Origin of the sequence: Micromonospora sp. NPDC003816 (assembly GCF_042874705.1) — a bacterium.
Classification (GTDB): Bacteria; Actinomycetota; Actinomycetes; order Mycobacteriales; family Micromonosporaceae; genus Micromonospora.
On the sequence record NZ_JBIANP010000014.1, the window covers coordinates 19,259 to 36,954 of the forward strand.

Annotated in this window: 16 protein-coding genes; 7 read left to right on the top strand and 9 right to left on the bottom strand. The window is 72.0% G+C overall.

Annotation, left to right across the window (positions count from 1 at the left end; all coding sequences use genetic code 11):
* Window positions 1-38 precede the first annotated feature (38 nt).
* Together ACFYTT_RS28020 and ACFYTT_RS28025 are read right to left on the bottom strand one after the other, a co-directional pair.
* Window positions 39-380 (bottom strand): hypothetical protein, encoded by a 342-nt coding sequence (locus ACFYTT_RS28020; RefSeq protein WP_131054304.1) that lies wholly within the window; start codon window positions 378-380, stop codon window positions 39-41.
* Window positions 377-769: a YbaB/EbfC family nucleoid-associated protein gene (locus ACFYTT_RS28025; RefSeq protein WP_131054305.1), complete on the bottom strand. Its 393-nt coding sequence runs from the start codon at window positions 767-769 to the stop codon at window positions 377-379. Before ACFYTT_RS28025 ends, ACFYTT_RS28020 begins: the two co-directional genes overlap by 4 nt.
* Before the next feature lie 209 nt (window positions 770-978).
* Between ACFYTT_RS28025 and mycP (ACFYTT_RS28030) the strand changes: the two genes are divergently transcribed.
* Complete coding sequence (gene mycP, locus ACFYTT_RS28030) at window positions 979-2,220, top strand: type VII secretion-associated serine protease mycosin (RefSeq protein ID WP_176096054.1); 1,242 nt, start codon at window positions 979-981, stop codon at window positions 2,218-2,220.
* A gap of 93 nt (window positions 2,221-2,313) precedes the next feature.
* Here the strand turns inward: mycP (ACFYTT_RS28030) and ACFYTT_RS28035 are convergent, their stop codons facing one another.
* The 3 genes from ACFYTT_RS28035 to eccB all read right to left on the bottom strand — a co-directional run bounded on the left by ACFYTT_RS28035 (window position 2,314) and on the right by eccB (window position 4,534).
* Complete coding sequence (locus ACFYTT_RS28035; RefSeq protein ID WP_131057129.1) at window positions 2,314-2,604, bottom strand: WXG100 family type VII secretion target; 291 nt, start codon at window positions 2,602-2,604, stop codon at window positions 2,314-2,316.
* Window positions 2,605-2,618: 14 nt separating this feature from the next.
* Entirely contained in the window at window positions 2,619-2,948 is a 330-nt protein-coding gene (locus tag ACFYTT_RS28040) for a WXG100 family type VII secretion target (RefSeq protein ID WP_131057127.1), read from the bottom strand.
* 158 nt (window positions 2,949-3,106) lie between these two features.
* Window positions 3,107-4,534, bottom strand: coding sequence for a type VII secretion protein EccB (eccB, locus tag ACFYTT_RS28045; RefSeq protein ID WP_387263587.1), 1,428 nt, complete (start codon window positions 4,532-4,534; stop codon window positions 3,107-3,109).
* 144 nt (window positions 4,535-4,678) lie between these two features.
* On the opposite strand from eccB, the gene ACFYTT_RS28050 reads away from it, so the two are divergent.
* Window positions 4,679-5,431 carry an SUKH-3 domain-containing protein gene (locus ACFYTT_RS28050; RefSeq protein ID WP_176095506.1) on the top strand — a complete coding sequence of 251 codons (753 nt, stop codon included), beginning with the start codon at window positions 4,679-4,681 and terminating at the stop codon, window positions 5,429-5,431.
* Window positions 5,432-5,434: 3 nt separating this feature from the next.
* On the opposite strand, the gene eccD is transcribed toward ACFYTT_RS28050, so the two are convergent.
* Complete coding sequence (gene eccD, locus ACFYTT_RS28055) at window positions 5,435-6,820, bottom strand: type VII secretion integral membrane protein EccD (protein ID WP_387263589.1); 1,386 nt, start codon at window positions 6,818-6,820, stop codon at window positions 5,435-5,437.
* Between the two features lie 170 nt (window positions 6,821-6,990).
* On the opposite strand from eccD, the gene eccCa reads away from it, so the two are divergent.
* From eccCa to ACFYTT_RS28080, 5 genes are all read left to right on the top strand, one after another.
* The gene (gene eccCa / locus ACFYTT_RS28060; protein ID WP_176095508.1) at window positions 6,991-10,953 is read left to right on the top strand and encodes a type VII secretion protein EccCa; all 3,963 of its coding nucleotides are present in this window, start codon (window positions 6,991-6,993) and stop codon (window positions 10,951-10,953) included.
* A 178-nt stretch (window positions 10,954-11,131) separates the two neighbouring features.
* A complete protein-coding gene (locus tag ACFYTT_RS28065; RefSeq protein WP_387263592.1) occupies window positions 11,132-11,755 on the top strand; it encodes a hypothetical protein in 624 nt (207 codons plus the stop codon).
* Window positions 11,756-11,788: 33 nt separating this feature from the next.
* Window positions 11,789-13,513: a hypothetical protein gene (locus tag ACFYTT_RS28070; protein ID WP_387263595.1), complete on the top strand. Its 1,725-nt coding sequence runs from the start codon at window positions 11,789-11,791 to the stop codon at window positions 13,511-13,513.
* Window positions 13,514-13,618: 105 nt separating this feature from the next.
* Entirely contained in the window at window positions 13,619-14,869 is a 1,251-nt protein-coding gene (mycP, locus tag ACFYTT_RS28075) for a type VII secretion-associated serine protease mycosin (RefSeq protein WP_387263598.1), read from the top strand.
* Between the two features lie 24 nt (window positions 14,870-14,893).
* Entirely contained in the window at window positions 14,894-15,505 is a 612-nt protein-coding gene (locus tag ACFYTT_RS28080) for a hypothetical protein (protein WP_387263601.1), read from the top strand.
* Here ACFYTT_RS28080 and ACFYTT_RS28085 read toward each other — a convergent pair whose 3' ends face one another.
* From ACFYTT_RS28085 to ACFYTT_RS28095, 3 genes are all read right to left on the bottom strand, one after another.
* Window positions 15,506-16,723, bottom strand: coding sequence for an SseB family protein (locus ACFYTT_RS28085; protein WP_176096055.1), 1,218 nt, complete (start codon window positions 16,721-16,723; stop codon window positions 15,506-15,508).
* A gap of 71 nt (window positions 16,724-16,794) precedes the next feature.
* Window positions 16,795-17,280 (bottom strand): SUKH-3 domain-containing protein, encoded by a 486-nt coding sequence (locus tag ACFYTT_RS28090; RefSeq protein ID WP_131055399.1) that lies wholly within the window; start codon window positions 17,278-17,280, stop codon window positions 16,795-16,797.
* Window positions 17,277-17,660 carry a YwqJ-related putative deaminase gene (locus tag ACFYTT_RS28095; protein WP_131055396.1) on the bottom strand — a complete coding sequence of 128 codons (384 nt, stop codon included), beginning with the start codon at window positions 17,658-17,660 and terminating at the stop codon, window positions 17,277-17,279. Before ACFYTT_RS28095 ends, ACFYTT_RS28090 begins: the two co-directional genes overlap by 4 nt.
* Window positions 17,661-17,696 lie beyond the last annotated feature (36 nt).

Consider the following 17,696-nt stretch of genomic DNA (forward strand, 5'->3'; position numbering starts at 1 on the left):
GCCCTTCCGTCCGATGTCGACCGGTGAACGGTCGCCGGCTACTTCTCTTCGCCGCCGAACAGCGTCCGGGTCATGTCGTCGACGTCGACGGTGCCCTCGACCGCACCCTTGACGGTCGGGCCCAGCAGCTCCACCACCGGCACCAGACCGTGGCCCATGTCGAGGACCTTCTGTGCCGGCTGGTTGTCGCCGCCGAGGTAGTTCTTGTTGAACTCGTTGCCCGGCTCGTCGTCGCCCCACGGCCGACCGCCGTTGAGCGTCTCGATCGTCGTGGCGGCACTCCGGAAACGCATGGCCAGCAGGGCACCGGCGGAGCCCAGTCGGTTGGCACCGTCCAGGGCCGCGTCGGGCTTGACGAAGGTCTCGCGCAGTTCGCTCACCGTTTCTCCTCCCCGGGCAGGTCACTGTCCAGTTGTCGGAAGATCCCGTCGAGATCGTGGTCGATGTAGGCCTGGAACTGGCTGTCCGGCACGTACGGCTGGAGGAGCTGCTCGACCTCGGCCATGGCCTTCTCACTCGCCCGGCGGATCGTCTCGGTGACGGTGGCCGAGAGCTCCTTGGAGTCCGGACGGCGATAGATGCGCGGGTCGAACTCGACCTTCGTCACCTGCCCACGGGGCCCGGCGGTCACGGTGACCAGGCCATCCTCGGAGGTGACCGTGGCCTTCACCGCTTTGATCTTCTGCTGGAGGTCACCCACGCCGGAGCGCATCCGCTCGAACTGAGCCATCAGTTCGTCGGCACGGGCGCGCAGCGCCTGTACGTCCATGGCGTGTCCCTCCCCGCGCACGTCCACGTCTCACCCGCGCCTTGGGCGTGGCGACTCGACCATACTGAATGGGCGCGACATCGGGGTGGCCGGTCTGCGGCCGAGCGTCGTTAGGATGCACCGGCACCGGTCGACGGGGAGGTGAGCAGGCAGTGTTCCGTGACCGTCCGATCGCGGCATTCGCCCTCGTGGGAGCCGTTCTGGCCACGATGGTGACCGCGCCCGCCCCGACCCCGGCCCGGGCCGATCCGACGATTTGCCGGAATCCGAGCGATCCGGGAGAGATGAACATCGAGACCCCGTGGCACCAGCGGTGGTTGGCGCCGCAGCGGGTCTGGCCGTTCAGCACCGGTGCGCGGGTGAAGGTCGCGGTGATCGACTCCGGCACGGACAGCACCCATCCCCAGATGGCCGGACGGGTGGCCGCCGGCTTCGACGCGTTGCGTGACGCGCCGGGGGGCGATGTGGACTGTGTCTCCCACGGCACTGCCGTGGCCAGCATCATCGCGGCCGGCCGGATGGAGGGGATCGGGTTCTACGGCCTTGCTCCGGACGCCACGATCGTGCCGATCCGGGTCAGTGAGCGCAACGCCAACGAGCAGCCGGGAACCGGTGGCGACACCGTCACCAGCGAGGTCTTCGCCCGGGCGATCCGGCGGGCGGTCGACGAGGGCGCCAAGGTGATCAACATGTCGGTGACGCTCTACTACTGGGACAAGGACGTCGAGCAGGCCGTCAGGTACGCGGTGGATCGGGACGTCGTGCTGGTGGCCGCCGCCGGCAACCAGCACCAGGACGGTGCCCGTCCCGACCCGGTGCCGTACCCGGCCGACTTCGACGGGGTGATCGGCGTGGGCGCCGTCGACCAGAACGGGGCCCGGATCAGGCAGTCCCAGATCGGACCGTACGTGGACGTCGTCGCGCCGGGTGGGGCGGTGGTGGCCGCCACCCGCGTGTTCGGACACAGCGTCTGGGACGGCACCAGCTTCGCCGCCCCGATGGTGAGCGCCACCGCCGCGCTGATCCGCGCGGCGGAGCCGAACCTGTCGGCCAAGGAGGTCACCCGGCGGATCCTGGCCACCGCCGACCCGGCCCGTGGCGACGCCGAGGCCGGGTACGGCAGTGGAGTGGTCAATCCGTACCGCGCCGTCACCGAACGTCTGACCAGTGCGGCACCGGTGGCCCAACCTCCGCTGCCCGACGTGCCCTACGACGCCGCTGCGGAGGCCCGTGCCGAGCGGTGGGCGGTCTTCGGCCGGTGGGCACTCTGGATCGGTCTGCCGCTGGCCGTGCTCTCGGTCTGCGTGGCGGTCCTGGCGGCGTTGCTGCCGCGCGGGCGACGCACCCGGTGGCGGCCCACTCGGCCGTCGGCGCCACCCGCCCCGATGCCCGAGATCGACGAGCCCGAGGAGGCGTTCTTCCGGGTACCGACGTCGACGCCGCGCGGCTGACCAGCACGGCGGCACAGGCAGCACTGCCGCACAGGCCTCACGACGACGGCCCGGCACAGGGCCGGGCCGTCGAGGTGTCTCCTGGTGGCGGGATCAGCCGCCGAACTTCTGCCGGTTCGCCGCCTCACGGGCCTGCATCTTGCCCGCCGACTCGCGCAGCGCGCGCTCGATCCGGGTGAGCAGGTCACGCAGGTCGTTGGCGGCCGACTCCCACTCTGCCTGCCGCTGGAAGTACGCCTCACGGGCGTCGCCGTCCCAGGTCGCGAGCAGCGGGGCGATGCCGGACTTGAGCCCGTCCAGCTCGCCGGTCATGTTCCGGACCGCGCCACCACAGCTGTCCGCCGCCGCGTTCAGACCGGCGAAGTTGTACCGAATCTCCGTCATGACTTATCTCCCCGTCAGAGCTTCAGCGCCGCGGTGATCTGGCCGGCGGTCGCGCCCGCGCCCTCCATGTCCGACCGGATCTCCTCGTCGCTGACGTCGTAGTCCTTACCGGCCGATCCCACGGCCTCGGCGATCGCGCGCAGCGCGACGTTGAGCCGGGCCATGTCCTGGTCGAACCGCTCACGGACCTGGTGGAAGGAACCCGCGCCGGCCCCCTTCCACTGGTCGTACAGCGGAGCGAGCTGGTCCATCAGCGAGTTGAGGTTGCCGGTGAGCCGGTCGGCGACGGCATCGACGTCACCCTCGGTCTTCAGCATCAAGCCGGTGTCGGTATTCATCGACATGGCGGAAGTCACCCCCGTCCTCGTTCGATCGCCCCGCGTCACCGGGGGCGGCGTGTCAGTCGGCGCTCACGCACCATCGTCGTACGAACGGTAACGGGTCGTGTCCAGTCGACGCTAGACCAGGAACCCGGCCCAGCCTTCCATTGTGGCTGGTCGGATCACTCCGGGTCGAGTGCCCGCTTGGCGATCGCCGGGTCGAGGGCGGGACCGGCGGGCAGCCGGACCACCAGGCTGGCCGGCAGTCGTACCGGCTGCACACCGGAGTAGCCGAGCATCGCCGCCACCCCTTCGGACGCCAGCGGGTAGCGGTAGCCGATGTCGGTGACCAGGTTGAGGGTGCCGGTCCGCTGGTCCGGGGAGGGCACGGCATCGACAAGCACGCCGTAACCGGGTGCGATCACCACCCGGTCGGCCAGCGGAATGCCGTCGCCGGTCTGCTCACCGGTCCGCACCGGCTCGCGTACCGGTTGCACCTCGGCGTCGAGCAGCACCGTCGGCTCGTCCTGGTCCGGCTGGTAGGCGGCACAGACGGCGGGCTGGTCACCGGTCAGTCGGGCGATCTCGGGCCGCTGCTCCGGGGCGCGGTGCCGACCCTGGGCCGGTGCCTCGCCCTTCGGCGCGGCGGCGGCGGTGCCGGCGGCGAGTTCCAGCGCCCGGGGTTCCGAGGAGTCCGGGTACGCCGCGCGGGTCTCCGGGTCGGCCAGCACCACGTCCGCCTGCACCGGAGTCAGCGGTACGAGCCGCTTTCGCTCGGCCTGGTAGTGCTGGCGCGTGCCGTTCTGGCTCTCCACCACGAAGACCTGACCAACCCGGGCGTTCGCCAGCGCGGTCGAGGTCGTCCCCCGGTCTGAGACCCGACGAGGCGCGATCGGTTCTCCGGCGGGCAGGGCGTTCAGCCAGGCACCACCGACCTCCACCACCGGCTCGGCGCTCATGGTGAGCCCCTCCAGCACGATCTTCTCGTTACGGATCTCGTACCGGTGGTCGCGCCAGACCAGGTGCAGTCGCTCGGTCTTGCGGTCGCGTACCAGCAGCGCCGCGTCGCCGGGCTCGCGCCCGCCCTCGGGTGCCCGCCCGACGGTGAGCACGGTGGTGGCGACGATCCCGCCGGCGGCGTTGCGGGCGGGCTGCGTGCACAGCGTCCACGGTCCGTCCAGGATCCGGTTGGCAGCCGGCAGCGCGTCCGGCGCGAACGGGATGCCGATGCGGGGGCCACGGGGAGTACCGACCAACGAGTTGCGGGAGACCGACACGGTCGGCGCAGCGGACTCCATGGCCAGCAGTGCCGAGGCGTAGTTGAGCACCGGGTGCAGGCGGCCCTCCCGATAGAGGTAGCGGGTGCCGGTCTCCTTCTCCAGGATGACCGCGCCGCCTTCCTTCCACTTCGTGGCGCCGCCGGGACGCAGCAGGCCGTAGACCCCGACGGCGCCCAGGAACAGCACCGCCACCATCACGCTGGCGAAACCGGCGCCACCGAGCCGACGGAACGGCGCGGACTCCGGGTCCGGGTCACGCGCCACCAGCGCGGAGGTCATCCGTTGCACGAAGAACTGGTACGACTGGACCTGGTCCCGCCGCGACGGCATGGCACCCCTCCCCCTGGCGTACACCCGGCACGGTCACGTGGGCCGCGCCGCGCGGTGCCTACCATATGCAGGGCGCCGGGCCAGCCGATGCCCGCACCCGGCCCGCCCGGCGAAACCGAACTCGCCAGCCCGAGGAGTCGTTCGATGATCAGTCGCGAGCAGGCCCTGGCCATCGCACGCCAGTGGGCCTCCGCCGATCGACCCGGTCCCGACCCCGAGATCGAGTTGTACGAGTTCGACCTCGGCTACGTCGCCTGGGAAGTGATCCCGCCACCACCACCCACCGACGGACCACCCGCCCCTCCAACATCCACCGGCTTTCCCAGCGCCGTCATCGACCGGGAGACCGGCGAGGTGTCACGGTGGCGTTCGGTACCTCCGGACCTGGTCGCCGAGGAGTACACCCAGCACCGGGCCGCCGAGGGACGCTTCCCGCCGGACGTACGGCATGTGTTGGACAAAGCCGGCTGGCGCCCCGGCCGCGACGCCACCTCCGCCGTGAACCACTGGATGCGACGTTTCGCCGACGAACTCACCGGCCTGGAATGCTCCCCCGCCGCCCGCGCCGCCCTGGTCGAGTTCGGTGGTCTGCGGCTTCCCCAGTTCGGTGGTCACGGCGAGCCCGGCGGCGGCTACATGAGCTTCATCTTTCCTACGCTCGGCGGCATCGTCACCGACAAGGCACACGGCTTCTCGGAGGAGTTCGACAACCCGGTCTTCCCATTCGGCAACAACGAGGACGGACCATCCGAACTGGTCGTGGACGCCCAGGGACGCGTCTTCATGCTGCACTGGGCCGACGACTTCTTCGTCGGTCCCGACATCGACTCCGCCATCGTCGCACTCATCCGGGGCGGCCCGATGACCGAAGCCAGCGACCTCGACTGGCAGACCTGAGGGTCAGCCGTTGATGGCGCGCATGAAGGCGTACAGGCCCAGCACGCTGCACGCCACCGGCACGATGGCGAGTTGGAGCAGGATGTCGCAGACGTCGCCGAGGCGGGCCAGCCGGGGTGACGGGGGGCGTCGGCTGTAGGCGAGCCCGGCGGCGGCGAGACCGGCCGCGACCAGGGCCACCGGCAGCACCGCCAGCACCCGCGCGGCCGTCGACGCGTCGGCCGCGCCGACCAGGGGCAGCAGGCCCAGGCCCACCAGGCCGGCGGCGAGCATCGGCACCCGGTGCCGGACCGTCGCCACCAGCCGGGCCCGCAGCAGGTAGCCGAGCGAGATCACCCCGGCCAGCAGCAGCGCGGAGACGGTGCCGGTGGCGGTGAGTACGACCAGGCAGCTGACGGTGACGACGAAGGCCCCGAAGATCATGCCGGTGAGCACCTCGTCGGCGCGGGCGGTGGCCTGGTAGACGATCTCCCGCTTGGGCTGCGGCTCGTCCCGCAGCAGGTCCTCGGCGGTACGCGGCAGCGCCGGCATCGGCATCTTGCCGAGCCGTACGGAGAGCAGCGGCATGGCCGGCAGCAGGAGGGCCACCGCGCTGACCACGACGGCGGTGCCCTGGGCGGCGTCCATCGTGCCGAAGGCGAGCAGCCCGCCGACCATGCCCCAGAACCCGACGAAGACGGCGGCGACGAAGACCCGGGTCGCGTCACCGACGCCGAGCAGACCGAGCAGGCCGGAGAGCAGCAGCACGGCGGAGCCGAGCAGCACGTGCGGCGCGCCCAGCGCCCAGACCGACTCACCGGAGCCGATCACCAGCACGCCGCCGACGAAGGCGTAGGGCAACCCGGCGGCGGCGACGACCGCTCCGGCCAGCGAGTCGGCCATCGCGCGGGACAGCACGATCCCGCCGGCCAGCAGCACCGCGGCGGTGCCGAGCGCGACCGCGCCACCGAGCCAGCCGGGCTGGGTGGAGGTGACGATCACGACCAGGCCGAGCAGGAGCAGCACACCCGCCACGATCAGGCCGGTCAGTCGGGTCGCGAACGGGGTCCAGGCGACGCCGCGACGCCGGGCGCCGTCGGCGACGGCCTCCATGAGGTCGTCGTACGCCAGCTCCGGCCACTCGGTGCGGCGCGGCACCAGGTGCAGCGTCTCGCCGTCGCGGATGCTCTGGGCGGCGAGCGTACGGGTCAGGTCGACGGCGCTACCGTCGCTGCGGCGCAGCATCCACCCGCCGTGGCCGGTGCCGTCCGACGGTTCCTCGTCGGCCTGGCGCAGCACCGCGGGCATCAGTCCGACGAGCGGCAGATGCTCGGGCAGGGCGAGGTCCAGCCGTCGGTGGGGGGCGACGACGGCGATGCGCGCGAGTCCGGTTCCGGCCTGGGTGACCACTGACGACCCCTCGGTACGCGGAGCGGGCCGATGGGCCCGCGGCTGTCCTGACGGGAGAAGGCTACCTACCATGTGCCGGTGACGCGGGTGCCGGTTCTCCGCGACGGCCGAGCGCACGGGGGTGTCGGGCGTACGCACCATGCCCGCGAGAGGCAACGGAGGTCTGTCACGTGAGCACCGTGGTCGTCAAACGACCCGCCCGGCAGCCGGAACCGGAGTATCCCTCCGGCGAGGTGCTCCTGGAGGCACCGCCCGAGGTGCCGGCGCCGACCGGTAAGGCCTGGGGGCAGATGATGATGATGCTGCCGATGCTCGCCGGTTCGTTCGCGATGGCCCTGATGTTCGCGGGTCGGGGCGGTTCGACTCTCGGGTACGTCACCGGTGGTCTGTTCGGGCTCTCCGCCATCGGCATGCTCGGTTCGCAGTTGAGCAACAACGCGGGCGGGCCGGGAAAGCAGGAGATGCTCCAGCGACGCCGGGAGTACATGACGCACCTGTCGCGGCAGCGTCGTCGGGTGTTGAAGACGATCCGCAAGCAGCGCGAGGCGGCCTTCTATCGGCACCCGGATCCGGACATCCTCTGGTCGCTGCCGTTGGGGCAGCGGTTGTGGGAGCGCCGGCGCGGCGACGTGGACTTCGGTACGGTCCGGATCGGCCTGGGCCCGCAGGAACTGGCCACGCCCCTGGTGCCGCCGCCGGCCACGTCGTTGGAGAAGTTGGAGCCGATGTGCGCGCTGGCGTTGCGCCGGTTCCTCACCACCTACGGTGAGGTGCCCGACCTGCCGGTGACCATGGCGCTGAACGGGTTCGCCCGGGTGCACCTGCGCGGCGACGTCGAGGCGGCGCGGGGCATGGTCCGGGCGGTGCTCGCCCAGGCCGCCGCGTTCCACGCACCGGACGACATGCTGATCGCGATCTGCGTGGCGCCGGATCGGCGGGCCGGGTGGGAGTGGACGAAGTGGTTGCCGCACGCCCTGCACCCGTCGCGTACCGACGCGTTGGGGCAACTGCGGTTGGTGTCGCCCTCGGTGACCGGCCTGGAGGCGATGCTCGACGACGTACTCGCCAGCCGGCCCCGGTTCAACGCCAGCGGTGGCGGTCAGCAGGTCCCCGGGCCACACGTGCTGGTGGTCGTGGACGGCGGTGACACCGCCGGTTCCGACCATCTGATGACCGAGGGCGGGGTGGAGGGTGTGACCCTGCTCGACCTCTCCACTCCGGCGCCGCGTCTCCTCGACCGGGCGCGGCTGGTGCTGGAGGTGTCGGCGGACCGCCGGCTGGACAGTGTCACGGTGGACGGGCCGGCGGAGATCGGGCGGGCCGACGACTGCCGACCGGCCGAGGTCGAGGCGCTGGCCATGCAGTTGGCTCCGCTGCGTCTGTCGGCCGCCTCGCGCAGCGGCGGCGACACCCCGTTGACCGGCGAGTTGGGCCTGGCCGACCTGCTCGACATCGGCGACCCGTACGAGTTCGACGTCGACCAGGGCTGGCAGCCGCGTCCCAACCGCGACAAGTTGCGGGTGCCGATCGGGATCGGCAGCGACGGCGGGCCGGTGGAGCTGGACCTGAAGGAGTCCGCGCAGGACGGCATGGGGCCGCACGGGCTGCTCATCGGCGCGACCGGGTCCGGCAAGTCCGAACTGCTGCGGACCCTGGTGCTGGCGCTGGCGGCCACCCACTCGTCGGAGAGCCTCAACTTCGTCCTGGTCGACTTCAAGGGCGGCGCCACCTTCACCCGGCTGGACGGGCTGCCGCACACCAGCGCGGTGATCACCAACCTGGCCGACGAGCTGCCGCTGGTGGACCGGATGACCGACTCCATCAACGGTGAGCTGGTCCGCCGGCAGGAGTTGCTGCGGGCCGCCGGCAACTACGCCTCGCAGCGCGACTACGAGAAGGCCCGGGCGGCGGGTGCGCCGCTGTCGCCGTTGCCGAGCCTGCTGATCATCTGTGACGAGTTCTCCGAGCTGCTCACCGCGAAGCCCGACTTCATCGACATGTTCGTGCAGATCGGCCGGGTCGGCCGGTCGCTCGGCGTGCATCTGCTGCTGGCCAGCCAGCGGTTGGAGGAGGGGCGGTTGCGGGGGCTGGACACCCATCTGTCGTACCGGATCGGTCTGCGGACCTTCTCCGCGATGGAGTCGCGGGTGGTGCTCGGTGCCACCGACGCGTACGAGCTGCCCCGGTCGCCGGGGCACGGCTACCTGCGGTTCGGCACCGAGCCGTTGGTGCGGTTCAAGGCCGCGTACGTCTCCGGCGCGTACCGGAGCAAGATCGCCGCAGCGGTCGCGGCGGGTGACGGCGGGGACCGGGTACGCGAGTACACCACCGCCTACGTCGCGCCGCCGGTGACCCGCACGCCGAAGCCGGAGGAGACACCGGATCCGGTCGACGGGGTCGGCGAGAGCGTGTTGGACATCCTGGTCGGCCGGCTCGCCGGTCGGGGCAAACCGGCCCACCAGGTGTGGCTGCCGCCGCTGGCCGAGCCGCCGACCCTGGACCAGTTGCTGCCGCCGTTGACGGCCGACCCGGCGCGCGGGGTGACCGTGGCGCACGCCGGTCTGCTGGGCGAGTTGCAGGTGGCGGTGGGCATCGTCGACAAGCCGTTCGAGCAACGCCGGGACGTGCTCTGGTTCGACCTGGGCGGGGCCGCCGGACACGCGGTGATCGTCGGAGGTCCGCAAAGCGGCAAGAGCACCCTGCTGCGTACGGTGGTCACCTCGCTGGCCCTGACGCACACCCCTCGGGAAGCCCAGGTGTACTGCCTCGACCTGGGCAGCAGCGCGCTCTCCTCGTTGCGCGAGCTGCCGCACGTCGGCTCGGTGGCGACCCGCCTCGACGCCGGCCTGGTGCGGCGTACCGTGGCCGAGTTGCAGTTGCTGATGGGCGAGCGGGAGCGCCGGTTCGCCGAGCGTGGCGTGGACTCGATGTCCGAGTACCGGCGGGCGCGACGCCACGGGCAGCACGACGACGACCCGTTCGGCGACGTCTTCCTGGTCATCGACGGCTGGGCCACGCTGCGGTCGGAGTTCGAGGACCTCGAACCCACCATCAACGACATCGCCAACCGTGGTCTCTCCTTCGGCATCCACCTGATCGTCACCGCCGGACGGTGGATGGACCTGCGTCCGGCCGTCCGGGACGTCTTCGGGACCCGGTTGGAGCTGTGGCTGGCCGACGCGAGCGACTCCAACCTGGACCGCCGGGCGGCGATGAACGTGCCGGACAAGTCACCGGGACGCGGCATCACGCCGGACGGCCAGCAGTTCCTTGCGGCGCTGCCCCGGGCTGACAGCTCGCAGGAGGCGGAGACCCTGCCCGAGGGGGCACGCAAGCTGGTCACCGACCTGGCCGCCGCCTGGCAGGGGCCGGGTGCCCCGCCGATTCGGCTGCTTCCGCCGGTGGTCCCTTACGGCAGCCTGCTGGACACCGGCCGCCCGGGGGTGCCGATCGGCATCGCCGAGGTGGACCTGCAGCCGGTGCACCTGGACTTCGCCGCCGACCCGCACTTCATCCTGTTCGGCGACGGCGAGTCGGGTAAGAGCACGTTCTTGCGGGCGCTGGCGCAGACGATCGTCGACCGCAACGAGCTGACCCAGGCGCGGCTGGTCCTCGTGGACTACCGACGCAGTCTGCTCGGTGACATCGACTCGCCGCACCTGATCGGGTACGGCTCGACGGCACAGGTCACCGAGGGCATCGTGACCGAGGTCGCCGCCGTGATGCGGGACCGGCTGCCACCGCCGGACATCAGCGCGGAACGGTTGCGGGCCCGCGACTGGTGGAAGGGCCCCGACCTGTACGTGCTGGTCGACGACTACGACCTGGTGGCGGGCGCGGGCAGCAACCCGCTGACCCCGCTGCTGGAGTTCCTGCCCCAGGCCCGGGACATCGGTCTGCACCTGGTCATCGCCCGCCGCACCGGTGGCGCGAGCCGGGCATTGTACGAGCCCGTCCTGATGCGGCTGCGGGAGATCAGCACACCGGGCATCGTGATGTCCGGCAACCGGGACGAGGGGGTGCTGCTCGGCACCGTCCGTCCCGGGCCGCTGCCACCGGGCCGGGGCTGGCTGGTGTCCCGGCGCGGCGGGACCCGGCTGGTGCAGCTGGTGCAGCTTCCACCACGGTCCTGAGCGCGGTACGGGGTTGCCCGGACGGCCTACCGTCGGCCAGAGTGGATTATCGTGCGCGGCTGCGCGACCGCCTCGGTGGTCGACGCCCCACAGGCTGCGACGCCGGCACAAGGCGGGACCCTCGCCGGGGCGCGTGGGCCGGCCGCGCCGGTGCCAGGTGAGTGATCGGGGGAGGGACATGGGCGACGAGTGGCTCGTCGACGAAGAGATCAACGTCGACATCCAGCAGCTCAAGGACTTTGCGCAGGCAATCCAGAAGGAGTTGGACGAGAACTTCCGGCCCAGTTTCGAGGGCGGCCTGCAACCCATGCTCACCGTACAGGCGCCGTTCGGCGGCGGCGGGATGAAGGAGGCCGCGTTCTTCCGGGGCCGCCACGACGAGAGCCGGATGGCGGTCTCCCACCTGATGGGCGACGCGATGAAGGGACTCGTCGCGCTCAGCACCGCCGCCATCTCGATCTCGGCTGAGTACCTGACCGGTGACGCGCTCGCCCAGGCCACCAACGACGACGTCCTCAACGCGTTCCACGGGGTCGACGGTCAGGAGACGCTCAGCGGCGCCTGGCAGGAGGGCAGCGCCGACGATCCGGCCGGGACCGTTCCTCAGGAGGCCGCCAACCCCGTGCCGATGAACCCCTACGAGGGTATGGACTCCTGCCCGACCGGCGATCGGCGCGAGGAGACTCCGGCGTGGGCCCAGCGCGAGGTGGTCGGTGAGGGTCCGGGGGCGTACGTGATCGCAGGAGACGCCGAACGTCTGCACGGGGATCACCTCGCGATCGACCAGTCGAACCTGCGGTGACGGTCGGCCGGTCAGCGAAGCGGAGGAGCGGGGATGAGTGACTACTACGGCTGGCAGCCGCCGAGCTACCACATGTATTCCGGGGTGTCGGACGACTACGCGGCCGAGCGGGCCGCCCAGTCCACGCCGTACGAACCCACCTCCTGGGACTCGGTGAACATCGAGCAGATGTGGGAGTACGTCCGCAAGGAGAGCGACGAACGCACGACCGCGCTCGCCGAGATGTGGCGACGCGCCGCCAGTCTGCTCCAGTCGACCCGGGACAACCTCCAGCGCCACGCGGACTCGCTCGACGCCAAGTGGCAGTCGCCGGCCGCCCGCGTCTTCATGGGCCGGGTCGGCGCGACGCTGCACTCGCTGGACGAGTGGAAGACCGTGGCGAGCAACAACGCCACCGGTCTGGAGCAGCTCGCCAGCAAGATCAAGACCACTCAACAGGACATGCTGGCTCTCTGGCAGGAATATCAGGCCGAGCAGCGCAACCAGCAGCGGATCTACGATGAGGACAAGGCCAAGGTCACCTTCAGCGACATCTTCGGCGACAAGCACAAGTCCTACGAAGAGGTCCAGACGGAGTTTCACCAGCGAGCCAAGAACATCGCCAAGCCGCTGGCCGACCTCTACATCGACGTGTACATCACGAACATCTCCCGGGGCGGCAAGTTCAAGGGACCGACCGACGCCGTCATCAACTATGGATCGGCACCTCGGCCCGGTGCACCGGGTCGGCCGGGCGGCGCCCCGGGCGCGCCCTCGCTCAACGGCTCGCGCCCGAACCGGCCGGACATGCCGAACCGGCCGGACACGGGCGATCGGCCCGCCGCACCCGCCGCTCCGCCGCCGGGCACGCCGGACGGCGTCAGCCTCGCCGGCACCACCGCTCCGGTCGCTCCGGCCGGTCCGCCGCCGGCCGCACCACCGCCGGTGAACACGCCGAACACGCCCGTCGCACCCGGCCCGGCCCCGCCGCCGGTGACGGGTCCCGGACTTCGTCCGGCCAACCCGGGCCTGCACCAACCGGGCTCGGGCGGTCGACCGAACGCTCCCCGCACCTCGCTGCCGGGCGCCGGCGGACCCACCACGCCGGGCAGCAGAGGGCCAGCACCGAACCGTCCCACGCTTCCTGGAGCTGGTGGAGCGGGTAACGGCGCCGGGGCGCCTCCGGGCGGCAAGCGCGGGCCCGCACCGAACCGTCCGACCCTGCCGGGCAACACCGGTGCACCGGGGGCGCCCGGCGCGCGTCCGGGCCGACCGGGCGGGCTGCGGCCGACCGGCTCACCCACCCCACCGGCGTCCAGCCCGAAGCTGCCGGGATCCACGGCCCGTCCCGGTCAGCGCAGCGCCGCCCCCGGGCGTCCGGCCGCCTCGCCGCCACCGAGCCTCGGTGGACAGCGCGGCACCACACCGGGAACCCCCAAGGCGGGTGCCGCTCCGGGCGGCCGGGGCGCCACTCCCCCGGCCACGCCGTCCGGCAAGTCCACTCCGGGCACCGGTGCCCGGCCCGGCCTGACCGGTCGCACCGGTGCCGCGCGTCCGGCACCGACGACCGGTCCGGCCCCCTCGCTCGGCGGACGCCGCGTTGGAGGCTCGGTGCCCAAGCCGCGGACCGGTCAGGCGCGCGACGGGGAGCAGGAGACCTGGGAGTACGGCGAGGGCGACGACGAACTCTGGGTCACCGAGTCGTCCGCCGTCGGCGTGGTCGAGGCGCCGGCGGAGCAGCGGCCCCGAGAGCAGGGCAAGGCCCTCGGCCAGGGATGACGTGGGCGGGCCGGTCACCCCAGGCGGGGTCACCGGCCCGTACCATGCGGATGACCAAACGTCCCTCGGCCGTCCGGCCAGAGCCCACAGAGGAGGTTGACGGACATGCGTGTCCGCACCCGACCGGCACCGGCCCTGGCACTCGCCGCCATGAGTGTGCTGGCGACTCTCGCCCTTCCGGCAGTGCCCGCCCTGGCCGATTCGACCCGGGACGACTCCTGGCATCTCAAGGCGCTGGAGCTTCCGGAGATGCACAAGATCACCCAGGGTGAGGGTGTCGTGGTCGCGGTGGTCGACACCGGGGTGGACGCCCGCCATCAGGACCTGAAGGACAACGTCCTGCCCGGCGTCGACCTCTACGACGACGACAGCAAGGGCGGTGTCGATCGGCAGGGACACGGCACCGGGGTGGCGTCGTTGATCGCCGGTCACGGGCACGGTCCGGGCAACCGAGACGGAGTGCTCGGGATCGCCCCTAAAGCCAAGATCCTTCCGGTGACCGTCAGCAGCGAACGGAGTCCACTGATCCAGCCGACGGCGGTAGCTGCCGGGATCAACTGGGCGGTCGACAACGGCGCGGACATCGTCAACGTCTCGCTGAGCGCCAGCTTCAACGAGGAACTGAACCGAGCGGTCGAACGGGCGTACCAGCGGAACGTGATCGTGGTCGCTGGCGTGGGCAACCGCAAGGACGGCGTCATCGGTTATCCCGCCCGGCATCAGAGCGCCGTGGCAGTGAACGGCACCGACCGCAACGGTGTGATCAGCAAGGAGGCGGCGTTGCCGGCCGAAGAGGTCGACATCGCCGCGCCAGGCGAGGATCTCGTCAGCGCGGCACCGGGTGACAAGTACGTCACCGCGATCGGCACCAGCGGCAGTGCCGCGGTCGTCTCCGGTGCGCTGGCTCTGATCAAGGCGGAGTATCCGGACCTGAACGGGTACGACATGTTCCGGCGCCTGCTGGCGACCACCCGCGACGAGGGCGAGCCCGGCCACGACCTGCACTACGGTTGGGGAGTCCTCGACATCCGGCAGGCACTGACCGGCGAGCCGGACGGCCGCGGCACCGGCTCGGCCACGACCGCGCCGGGCGCAGGGGGCCTGGAGCCGTGGCAGGCCAACCCCCGTGAGCGCGAGGACGACATCCTGATCTTCGTCTGGGCAGTGATCATTGCCGTGTTCCTGCTCATTGTCGGCGGGATAGTGGGCATCGTCATGCTGAGGCGTGGACGGGCCCGCCGTTACCAGGTCGAGTCGGCCGACGACGATTCACCAGCAGACGACGAAACGCCTTCGGACGCGCAGGAGGGGCTCGATCAGCCCGCAGACGCGGTCTGGCGTCGGCCGCCGGGCTGACCGATGCGTCCCGAGGAGGAACCCGTGACGTCGCCGCCCACCGGTGGATCTCCGTACCCGCCTCCCGGCCCCCCGCCGGTGTCCGGCCCGTACCCGGCGCCGGCCCCTTCCCCGATCCTCGGCCCGGCGCCGACGGTGGCCGGGTCGGTGGCGGCGACGTCCCACGGTGCCCAGGGTGAGCCGCCCGGCCTGCCCGGCCCCGAACGGACGGCGGCGTCACGCCCGCCCGTGGTCACGCTCGCGGTGCTGATGATGGCACCTGCGGTCGTCGTCTGGCTGGTCGCCGGGATCGCCTTCTTCCTGGCCATGCTGCGCACGGAGGGCACCGGGATCGGTCGGCTGCTGGTGGTCGGCATCGGTGGCGCCGTCCTCGCGCTCGCCCTGCTGGTGGTGTTCCTCGCCTCGCTCGGGATGATGATGGCCTGGCAGGGTGACGGTGCGGCCGGGCTGACCGTGCCGGCCGGCTTCACGTTCGGGATCTTCGTCGTCGTCATCGTCACGCTGCTGACACAGGGCAAGCTGACCTTCCAGCCGACGATGGTCACCCCACTGGTGGTGGGCGGCCTCGCGGGCGTCTCGCTCGCCCTGGTGTGCAGCCCGCCGGCCCGCGCCTGGTTCGCCCGTCGCCGGTCCTGATCAGGCCGGGGACCAGCGCCGCGCGGTCGCGTCGTAGCGGGCCAACAGCTCGTCCCGACCGTCCTGGTGCAGGCAGTGCAGGGCGGTGCCGTCCGGCACGACGAGCGACTCCATGCGTGGCCCGCCCTCGCCCCACTCCGGCGGCGTGGTCTCACCCGGCGGCCAGCGCAACACCGCCACCCACTCGTCGGCCTCCTCGAAGGGCGAGCCCTCGCCGAGCAGCCCGAGGCGGCGGTAGAGCCGTGCCGGGGTGTCGCGGCCCGGGCCGTGCCAGGCGTGCACCAGCCCGGCCGCCCGGTCGTATCCGTCGTCGAGGTAGGACGGTAGGTACCGGTGCGGGATGACCAGTTGCAACAGCAGCGGTACGTCCGGGTCCGGTCCCCCGTCGACCTCGCTTTCCGGGGCCGTACGCGGCACCGGTACGCCCCGCCGCGACGGCTCCGCGTACGCGGCCGTCTCGCGGCGACGCTGCTCCTCCTCGGCCGCCTCGGTGATCACCTCACGCAGTTCGCCGACCCACTCGCGCAGCTTCAGCAACGCCTCACCGGGCAACGCCGCCGCCAGCGCGGTGTCCGGATTGAGCAGCAACTGCCAGGAGAGGTCCGGCCAGTGGTCGGTGAGCTGGAGGCTGCTGATCACCACCAGGTCGTGGTCACCGAACGCCTGCCGCATCCGGGTCTCCGACGTGAACACCGGCAGGCTCGTCCGGCCCTGCTCGTCGGGCAGGCTCCACCAGGGGAACTCCGGGTCGGAGAGGTCCCGGGTGGCCGGGCCGTCCGGGCGCAGCGGTAACACCAGTTCGGCCCGGAACAACGCCGACATCAGCGCGTTCGGGTCCTGCCGGCGGATCGCCTCGCGCAGCGGCCGTTCCGCCTCGACCACCGGTGCGGCGACCGACCGCAGTTCCTCGGCGGTCAGCCGCAGCCCGATCGGCAGCCCGGCGTCGACGGCCAGCATCCACGTGTCGTCGGGCCAGTCGACGGCGAGGTCGGCGAGCCCGAGCACGTGGTAGCCGACCGACCGGCCGGGCAGGCCGGCGGCGATGGCTCCCGCCGAGGTGTAGGCGAGCACGTGGGTGATCCCGTCGTGGGTGCCGGTGGGCCACGCCACCGGTTCCAGACCGGCCGCCGCCGACGGCGACACCGGCAGCAGCAGTGGACCCTCGGCGAGTGCGGTGAGGAAGGCCGCCCTGTCGTCGGCCTCGGCGGCGGCCAGCATCGCCCGCTCGGTCGTGGTGGTGGGCTGCCAGTCGGTGGCGGGCTGTCGGTCGACGGCGGGGTGCCGGTCGGTCACCAGCCGCCGTCCCGGTTCACCCGCTGCGGCTGCCGGCCGAGCACCAGACCGGTGATCGCTTCGTCCAGGTCCGCCCCGAGGAACCAGTCCCCGGTGTGGTCCAGCACGAACACCCGACCCTGGGCGTCGACGGCGAGGATGCCGGTGCCGCCGCCCTCCTCGCCGAGCGGGCTCAACGGCGCGCCGATCGCCTCGGCCAGTTCGGCGAGCGTCTCCACCGACTGCCCCACCAGGAACGGGTCCAGGTGGAAGTCGCTCGGCGCGATCTGCTCGCCGTCGCCCCGCGGGATCACCCGCAGCCCGCCGAACTCGGCGTACGCGCCGATGGCCGCAGCGGTCATCACGTGCTGACGGCCGCCAGGGCTGGCCTGGGCGGCGATCCGCAGCCCCCACTCGCGGCCCCGGTCGTCGTCGCGGCCGTCGGGCGACCAACCCGCCTCGGCGAGGGCCTCGGCCACCAGGGGTGGGAACCGTCCGGTCACGTCAACGCCTCCATACCGAACCAGTCGAGCAGCGCGGCGCAGGATCGGCAGGGCGGCTGGACCTCGCCGTGGCGCGGGTCGCCCTCCTCGCGTACCCGGGTCACCCGCACCTTCGCGCCCCAGAGCAGCGCCCGGGCCCGCGCCGCCTCGATCGGTGGTCCACCCTGCTCGGCCGCGTACAGGCGGTCGGAGACCAGCACCGCCTCGGCGCACCAGCCGGCGAAGCGTTCGCGCTGGTCGACCGACAACCCGTGCAGGAAGCGCCGGACCACCGGGTGCAGGTCCGGCGGCACGTCCCCGCGTACCGAGGTGTGGGTGTAGACGGTGCCGTCGGCCAGCAGCGCACCCGCCGCCAGCGGCAGCATCCGCGGCTGCGTCATCCGTCCTCCCGGCGTCGACAGCGATCCGGCCCGGTG